This is a genomic window from Streptococcus parasanguinis (assembly GCF_001578955.1).
Classification (GTDB): domain Bacteria; phylum Bacillota; class Bacilli; order Lactobacillales; family Streptococcaceae; genus Streptococcus; species Streptococcus parasanguinis_U.
The window spans coordinates 142,748-151,079 of the sequence record NZ_KQ969692.1 but is presented as its reverse complement, the minus strand read 5'-3'; the positions used below and the strand labels follow the sequence as shown (position 1 = coordinate 151,079).

Genomic DNA, 8,332 nt, shown 5'->3' with positions numbered 1-8,332 from the left:
TTTATTTTTCTCCTTTCCTTAAGAGATTACTATTTCCATGGAGTCTTTGCTTTATTTACAGCCGTAAAAATTGTATAATAGTCAAATAAGGTCAATGATGAGAAGGAACACTCCAAGGCCATTTTTTATGGGCCAAGAACAGAGCATCCATCTAGAAAAAAACAAGCCAGAAAGGAGCATCATGGCAAATAAGAACACATCTGATAGCATTGAAGCTTATATCAAGGCCTTGCTGGCTCAAGCTGGCATGGCAGAGCTCAAAAGAAGTGAGTTAGCCGATGTCTTTCAGGTCGTACCCAGTCAGATTAACTATGTTATCAAGACTCGCTTTACCGAGAGCCGAGGCTATATTGTAGAGAGCAAGCGCGGTGGTGGGGGCTATATCCGCATTGGCAAGGTCCAGTTTTCAGATCACCATCAGATGCTCCAAGACTTGGCAGCCAATATTGGAGAGACCATCAGCCAGCAGGTCTTCAATGATATCCTCCAGATGCTCTATGAAGAAAAATTATTGACACAACGTGAGACTCAGCTCTTGCTTGCGACGACCTCCGATGAGGTCCTAGGTCGAGATGCTCTCATCCTACGAGCAAGTATGCTGAAAAAAATTATTCAACAAGTAGATAGAAAAGGAAATACCGACTAGATGAACTATTCAACAGCACTGTTAGAAAGTATAGAAGCGGCCCAAATACTAGCAGGCCACTATCAGGGGCATACCTTAGATACTTGGCATCTCCTGACGGCTATGGCCAATAATCCCTATAGCGTAGCAGGTTCTGTACTTAACGATTATCCTATGCAGATCGATGAGTTTCAGGATGCAGCGGAGCATATTACAGGCCAAGCTTTTCAAAGCGACAATCGGTATGAAATCTTCCCATTTTCTTATCGGATGGAAGCGATTATGAAACACGCAAGAGAGATTGCCCAGGTCCTTCATGCCAAGACCTTGGGAACAGAGCATGTGCTCCTCTCTCTTCTAGCAGACCGTGGGACCTTGGCGAGCCAAGTTATGGAGTTTGCCGGCTTTGCCTTTACAGAGCAAGACAAGGGAGTTCCTATTGCCTCCCTTCGCAAGAATTTAGAAGACAAGGCAGGCTGGGACAAGAATGATATCAAAGCCATTCGGGGTCTCTATCGGGCCCAAAACCCCAACCGCCAAACCATGGGAAATATGATGGGCATGCCCCCAAGCACCAGTGGAGGTCTTGAAGATTATACCCGTGATTTGACAGAAATGGCGCGTGCAGGCCAGCTTGAGCCTGTGATCGGCCGGGATGCAGAGATTTCACGCATGATCCAAATCCTCAGCCGCAAGACGAAGAACAATCCTGTATTAGTGGGAGAAGCAGGGGTCGGAAAAACCGCCCTTGCCTTAGGTCTGGCTCAGCGTGTCGCTAGTGGCAATGTTCCAGCTGAAATCGCACAGATGCGTGTCTTAGAATTGGATCTCATGAATGTCGTTGCAGGGACGCGCTTCCGTGGGGATTTTGAAGAACGGATGAACAATATCATCCAGGACATCGAAGAAGACGGTCACGTGATTCTCTTTATCGATGAACTGCATACCATTATGGGGTCAGGATCCGGTATTGATTCGACCTTAGACGCAGCCAATATTCTAAAACCAGCCCTGGCACGGGGAACCTTGCGTACAGTTGGGGCAACGACTCAAGATGAGTACCAAAAGCATATCGAAAAAGACGCAGCCCTCTCTCGACGTTTTGCGAAAGTCACCATTGAAGAGCCAAGTGTTGCAGATAGCATCCAAATTCTCCAAGGCTTGAAAGAGACCTATCAGGACCACCATCATGTGACCATTACCGATGAAGCGATCGAAACAGCTGTCAAATATGCCCACCGCTATTTGACCAGCCGTCAATTGCCAGATTCAGCTATTGATCTCTTGGATGAAGCGGCAGCTACCGTACAAAACCGCGATTCCAACGGTCACGTAAAAGAAGAGTTGACCGCCTTGGATCGGGCCTTGATGGATGGCAAGTGGAAGAAAGCAGCCCAGCTCTTAGAAGTAGAGGCCGCTCCCATTGTCTACAAAAAAGAAGTCACTGACCAAGATGTCTTGGTGACCTTGAGCCAATTATCCGGTATTCCAACTCAAAAACTGACCCAAACCGATGCCAAGAAGTACCTAAACTTAGAAGCAGAATTGCATAAGCGCGTGATTGGTCAAGACCAAGCCGTTTCGAGTATCAGTCGGGCTATTCGACGCAATCAATCAGGTATCCGTAGCAATAAACGTCCGATCGGTTCTTTCATGTTCCTAGGACCTACCGGTGTCGGAAAAACAGAGCTAGCCAAAGCTTTGGCGGAAGTTTTGTTTGATGATGAATCGGCCCTCATCCGTTTTGATATGAGTGAGTACATGGAAAAATTCGCGGCCAGCCGCCTCAACGGAGCCCCTCCAGGCTATGTGGGCTACGAAGAAGGAGGCGAGTTGACCGAGAAAGTCCGCAACAAACCATATTCCGTTCTCTTATTTGATGAGGTGGAAAAAGCCCATCCAGATATTTTCAATGTCCTTTTGCAAGTCTTGGATGACGGAGTCTTAACCGATAGCAAAGGCCGGAAGATCGACTTCTCCAATACCATTATCATCATGACCTCAAACCTGGGAGCTACAGCCCTTCGGGATGATAAGACCGTTGGCTTTGGTGCCAAAGATATCCGCTTTGACCAAGCCAATATGGAAAAACGCATGTTTGAAGAGTTGAAGAAGACCTATCGTCCAGAGTTTATCAACCGGATTGATGAAAAGGTGGTCTTCCATAGTCTCTCAAGCGAGGACATGCAGCAGGTAGTGAAAGTCATGGTCAAACCGCTCATCGCGACCTTGGCAGAACAAGGCATGACCCTCAAATTCCAGCCTTCAGCGCTCAAGTTGCTAGCAACCAAAGGCTACGATCCAGAAATGGGAGCTCGCCCACTGCGTCGTGTCTTGCAGACCGAAGTGGAAGATCAACTAGCAGAGCTATTGCTGAAAGGCCAAGCCCAAGAAGGACAAACGATCAAGGTTGGAACGACAGCCGGAACGATCAAGTTTGAGATTGTCTAGGAGGATGTCATGACGCTTCAGCGATTAACCCGTATTTCGCTTTTGGCGGCCCTTTGTGTCGCTCTACGTCAGGCTTTTGCCCCTTTCCCAAATGTCCAACCTATTTCTGCCATCTTTTTTCTCTTGGTGATATTTGAAGGGTATAGCTTTGCTTTTCTTGTGATGATGATCACCATGTTTGTCTCCGCCTTTTTCCTGGGGATGAGCCTGATTGTGTTCTTTCAGATTGTCGCCTTTGGCTGTTTGATGCTCATTTGGCGCATCAGTTACAAGTGGTTGCCCTTTGTCCTTCAGATCCTTTTTGTGGGCCTACTGTCCTTTGCTTATGGGGTCTTGATCGATAGTGTTTATGCCTTGATATACCATATTCCTTGGTGGACCTATGCTTTGGTCAATGGTTTTAGTTTTAACCTTGCCCATGCTCTGTCGACGATCATTTTCTATCCCATTATCTATCAAATCTTTAGGAGATTTTATGTTGAAAAAAACCATTTCTAGCTTGATGACCTTACTTGCAGCTCTTCTTTTAGCGAGTTGCGCTCCGTCTCATAGCACAAACAATCAACCAACAGCTTCTAGCGCAGAAGTTGCCAAGAAAAACGAAATTTCGATTACAATTAGCGTGACGCCAGAAGGTCAAAAAGCGCAATTGAAAACCTTGAAAGTAGCAGAAGAGAGCAACCTTATGAAAGTGCTCAAAGCCAACTACAAGATTGAAGAAAAAAATGGCATGATCACCTCGATTGATGGCCACAGCCAAGACGAAGCCAAAGGGCTTTATTGGATGTACAAGATCAATGGCGAGATGGCTCCTAAAGGAGCAGCAGAAACCACTGTCAAAAAAGGGGACAAGATCGAATTTTATCAAGAAGTGTATAAATAAGAAAAGCCGGCTAGTTTGTCCGGCTTCAGATTAAAAATAAAGCTATCTTAGAAACTTTCCTTAGGTGAGTACGGACGTCAGCGAACTTCGAAGAAGTTCCATGACTAAATTAAGATACAAAGGGCGTTCGCGGATAAAGTCAAAATAGGAAGTTTGACGCAGAATCTTTAGATTTTAGGAAGACTTATCTTTATGACAAGATCCGTAGCCCGTGTTCAATTCGTTTTGAACCCATTCGCTTTTCAAATTTTATGCTCATGCTAAAACAGTTCCCTGAACTGTTTTACTTCCAAAACTCCCGAGTGCTAGAAACAATAGTGTTTCTAGCACTTTTCTCACAGCGGAAAGTTTCAGTAGATCATTTAGTACCCCTAACGAATAAAATTATTTTATCTTTATAGGAGGTATAATATTTGTATAAAAGAACAGTTTGTACACGTGCTCTAGTCGGCTAGTTTGTCCGACTTTTTTGCTAAAGTTTAGGAACTTACCTAAAACTTCTTTCAAATTAGAAAAAAATTTGAGAAACTATTGACAGCCTCATATAACAGTGTTACAATAATGTTACAAAATATTACAAATGTTACAAAAGAGGTTCTGTTATGAAAAACAAAAAAATCATTTCCCTAGCAGCCCTAGCTTTGACAGCTAGTCTTTTCCTAGGAGCTTGTGGCGGGAATAAAGAAGAAAAAACTTCAGAAGCAAGCAGTTCAAAGACCAGTCTGGTTAAACAAACCAGCTCTTCTTCTAAGAAAAAAGTGATCACTAGTAAAGATCAGATTGCCTCTTCATCCTCTGATAGCAAATCAGAAGAAAGTCATACTGTTGGTAGCAAAAATAACCAAGCTGCAGCTAGTCAAACACCTGCTCCAGCTAAAGAAGCGACACCAGCAGCACCCGTAACAAAAGAAACAAAAGAAGTAGCCACTCCAGCAACACCAGCGAAAGCAAAATTGCCAAGTCTAGAAGACGGTCATGCCCATGCTAAGAAGCAAGCTTCTGCTACGGAGAATGCCCAATACAAGGGAGTCTATTCTGTAGCAGCAGGAGATTTCTCCGCAGCAGCTGGGAATTGGTCTGACAAACGCGACACTGGAGTCACTATTGGCCAAGGTGGTCAAGTGACCATCCAACTTCCTGGGGGCCAACCCGTAGCCTATGGTATCAGCGCTTATAACTATACCTTGGATGATGGTCATTACCATGCCAATCTCTCAGCAGGCGATGGGTCTGCGGCGACTCTAGATATCGTAGTTGGAAAAGATGGTTCTGTATCTAGTGTGACGGTTCTGAAAGACGGTGTCAGTCACTCCCTCACTCGTGAATAAAATTCGAAAGATCTGAAAGGATAAGCTTCTCTTTTCAGATCTTTTTTTTGTTGATTTGAAGAAAAATATATTTTTTTATAAAAAAACTACTGACAGATAGAAAATATAGTTTATAATAAAAACATAAAGAAAATCTATTTATAAAAAATTATAAAAAGGAGTTTATATGAAAAAAGAAAGAATTGCCCTGGTTTTTGGAACCTTTGCGCCTCTTCATCAAGGGCATATTGACCTGATCCAGCGGGCCAAGCGTCAGTGTGATCGCGTTCGTGTCATCGTTTCTGGTTACGAAGGGGATCGTGGCGAAGAAGTGGGACTGCCTTTACAAAAACGCTTCCGTTATATCCGCGAAGCTTTCTCAAATGATGAGTTGACCCAAGTCTATAAGTTAGATGAGACAGAACTTCCTCGTTATCCCTTGGGCTGGGAGCCTTGGTTACAGACAGCCCTAGACACCATCCAGTATCAAACAGAGACAGAAGAGTTGATCTTTTATGTAGGGGAGAAAGCCTACAAGGAAGAGTTGGAAGCTAGAGGGTTTGAAGTTCACTTAGAAGAGCGTCGCTTCGGGATCTCTGCTACCATGATCCGGGAAAATCCCAGCAAATACTGGAAATACATTGCCCAGCCCTTCCGTCGCCAGTTCACGAAAAAAGTCTTGATCATGGGGAGCGCCAGCAACGGGAAAACGACCCTTGCAAAGGACTTAGCCCGCTTTTACGATGCACCTGTTAGTCTTGAGTATGCCCGTGAATACCAGATCAAGAACAATGTTCGAGATGATGAGCTCACTCCAAAAGATTACTATTACCTACTCTTAGGACAGTATGATCAAACCTCTAAGCTCATCGATAGTAGTGCCAATCGAGGTCTGGTCATCGCCGATACCAATTCCCTGGTGACCAAGGGTTATTACGACTACTATATGGAAGTTGAAGGCCAGGATACCAGCATGACGGATACCTTCGACAACCTCTTTGTCAGTATTCTCTCCAAAGAAAAATGGGATTTGATCCTCTTTGTCCAGCCGATCGGTTCTTATGTCAATGATGGTTTCCGAGATATGACCATGGCGGACGAAGAAATCCGCACCAGCTTTTCAAATTACCTGGACCAATTGCGCCAGCAATACCTAGGAAACATTCCGACCACTTTCCTCGCATCAGACTACCTCGGCAACTACGAAGAAGCCAAGAAGGTGATCGATGCCATTTACCAAGCCGACTAAGGAGCAGCTTATGAAAAAACTATCTGAAAAATTCGCAACTTTTAGCCAAGACTTTAAAAATGTTCACCAAGAAGCGAAAAAGCAAGGCTTTGTCAATATTATGAAACTTCTATGGAAGGACCTTTTTGTAGGACGCACAGCCTTTCAATGGATCTATCTCCTTCTTCTTTCTAGCGTTCCCTTCTTCTTAGAATGGACCAAAGCCCTCAAGAAGGAGGTGGCTTAGATGGCAAGTCTCTCAATTCCAGCAGGAATGACGGAGAAAGAGTATTTTGAGACGGTCGCTAGTGAAGCAGACTTTCTCAAGTGGTACAAGGAGCAAGACCTGCCGACTTATGAAACTCCCAGTGTCACAGCGGACATGGTAGCTTACTGTTTTGTTGAAGGCAAGCTCAAGCTCTTAGCCATTCGCCGCAAGGCCCACCCTTATCAACACCGCCTCGCCTTGGTGGGGGGCTTTGTGAACAAGGATGAAGATGCGACTCATGCCTGTATCCGAGAAGTCAAAGAAGAAGTTGGGCTCGACCTGGCAGTGAATAAGGTGGAGCAGCTCATGACAGTTTCCACCCCTGGGCGGGACCCCAGAGGCTGGGTCATTACCATTGCCCATCTGGTCTATCTGCCAGCAGAAGCAGTAGACTTAGCTCATGCAGGTGACGATGCCAAGGAAGTCGTTTTTCTCGATGTCGACTTCAAAAAGTCCCAGTGCTTGCTAGAGGGAAAGGTTTTAACTGCTTCTGATTTTGCTTTTGACCACTATCAAATCATTCAAGAATCGATCAAGCGGATTCAGGGACGTCTCGACTGGAATCCAACCTTCCTCTATCTGTTAGAGGAGCATTTCACCGTTTATGAAGCAACCGAATTGGTCAATTTGATCAATCCAGGACGTCCCATCGTTAGCAATAACTTCCTCGTAAAATTCGGAGAATTCGTGGAAGAAGTGGGGGTCAAGCGAGTACCTAAGAAAAAACCACGTAAGACCTATCGCCTAAAACAGTAGATCGAGCGGAGTTCATTCTATCAGCCCTCCCTTACTTTTAGTAACGGAAGGGCTTTTTCTGATTTTTCCTGCTCCACTTGTGTGCAAAGTGGTATAATAAACATAATTGAGATCAAAAGAGACAAGACGATGGAAGAAAAAATAATTTTACCACAAAATACACGACTGATGGGGGCTCTGCTTGGTTTTATCGGAGGAGGCCTCGATGTCTTTTGCCACATGCACTACCGGAGTTTGGTCGCGACCCAAACGGGGAATCTCCTGCTTCTCATCGCTGATTGGCACGATCCCCGTGTCGAAAACACCATTATGCGTTTTTCATCTATTTTATTTTTCTCGATCGGCTTTGTGGTTGCCCTCCATATTAAAGAGTATCGCAGGACAGCCTTTTGGCGGACCAAGATGCTGATTCCTTTGTTTGTGGTGACACTCCTGATTCCCTTGGTGTCTGTCATACCACCTGTAGAAGTTCCCTTTATTGCTTTTGGGACAGGGATGATGATGTTGACCTTTACAGGAAGCTTGATTGAAACCCACCCTTACGTGATCTTTATGACTTCCGGCAATTACCGCAAGATGCTGACGGCCTTGTACCGAATCACTCGAGGAAAGGGAGATTTGGACGAGTATCGGCGTCAGGCCATGAATTACGGGATTGTTGTTGGAAGCTTTGTTGCAGGAGCGATTAGTGTAGCAATCCTCATGCATTTCATTCACCAATGGGCCATCTGGCTGATCACAGCCAACCTCTTTTTGATCATGACCTACTATACCGCCAGGGTCAAACAACTCGGATTACAGACAGATAATCTAT

At 44.9% G+C, this 8,332-nt stretch carries 8 protein-coding genes and 1 pseudogene; all 9 read left to right on the top strand.

What is annotated here, in order from left to right; translation table 11 throughout:
• Positions 1-181 precede the first annotated feature (181 nt).
• Complete coding sequence (locus SPADD19_RS08935; RefSeq protein WP_003009029.1) at positions 182-646, top strand: CtsR family transcriptional regulator; 465 nt, start codon at positions 182-184, stop codon at positions 644-646.
• On the top strand, positions 647-3,076 hold the full coding sequence (locus SPADD19_RS08930) for an ATP-dependent Clp protease ATP-binding subunit (protein WP_061455826.1): 2,430 nt from the start codon (positions 647-649) through the stop codon (positions 3,074-3,076).
• A gap of 9 nt (positions 3,077-3,085) precedes the next feature.
• On the top strand, positions 3,086-3,574 hold the full coding sequence (locus SPADD19_RS08925; protein WP_003002175.1) for a hypothetical protein: 489 nt from the start codon (positions 3,086-3,088) through the stop codon (positions 3,572-3,574).
• On the top strand, positions 3,552-3,959 hold the full coding sequence (locus SPADD19_RS08920; protein WP_061455825.1) for a DUF4430 domain-containing protein: 408 nt from the start codon (positions 3,552-3,554) through the stop codon (positions 3,957-3,959). The genes SPADD19_RS08925 and SPADD19_RS08920 overlap by 23 nt, the downstream gene beginning before the upstream one ends.
• Before the next feature lie 602 nt (positions 3,960-4,561).
• Positions 4,562-5,287, top strand: a complete 726-nt coding sequence (locus SPADD19_RS08915; protein ID WP_049498180.1) for a hypothetical protein — start codon at positions 4,562-4,564, stop codon at positions 5,285-5,287.
• Positions 5,288-5,453: 166 nt separating this feature from the next.
• Entirely contained in the window at positions 5,454-6,515 is a 1,062-nt protein-coding gene (locus tag SPADD19_RS08910; protein WP_049498179.1) for an AAA family ATPase, read from the top strand.
• A 10-nt stretch (positions 6,516-6,525) separates the two neighbouring features.
• Positions 6,526-6,717: pseudogene (locus SPADD19_RS08905) on the top strand (hypothetical protein); the annotation flags it as partial.
• A gap of 24 nt (positions 6,718-6,741) precedes the next feature.
• On the top strand, positions 6,742-7,518 hold the full coding sequence (locus tag SPADD19_RS08900) for an NUDIX domain-containing protein (protein WP_061455823.1): 777 nt from the start codon (positions 6,742-6,744) through the stop codon (positions 7,516-7,518).
• A 129-nt stretch (positions 7,519-7,647) separates the two neighbouring features.
• On the top strand, positions 7,648-8,332 hold a 685-nt coding region (locus SPADD19_RS08895), incomplete at its 3' end, for a YoaK family protein (RefSeq protein WP_061455822.1).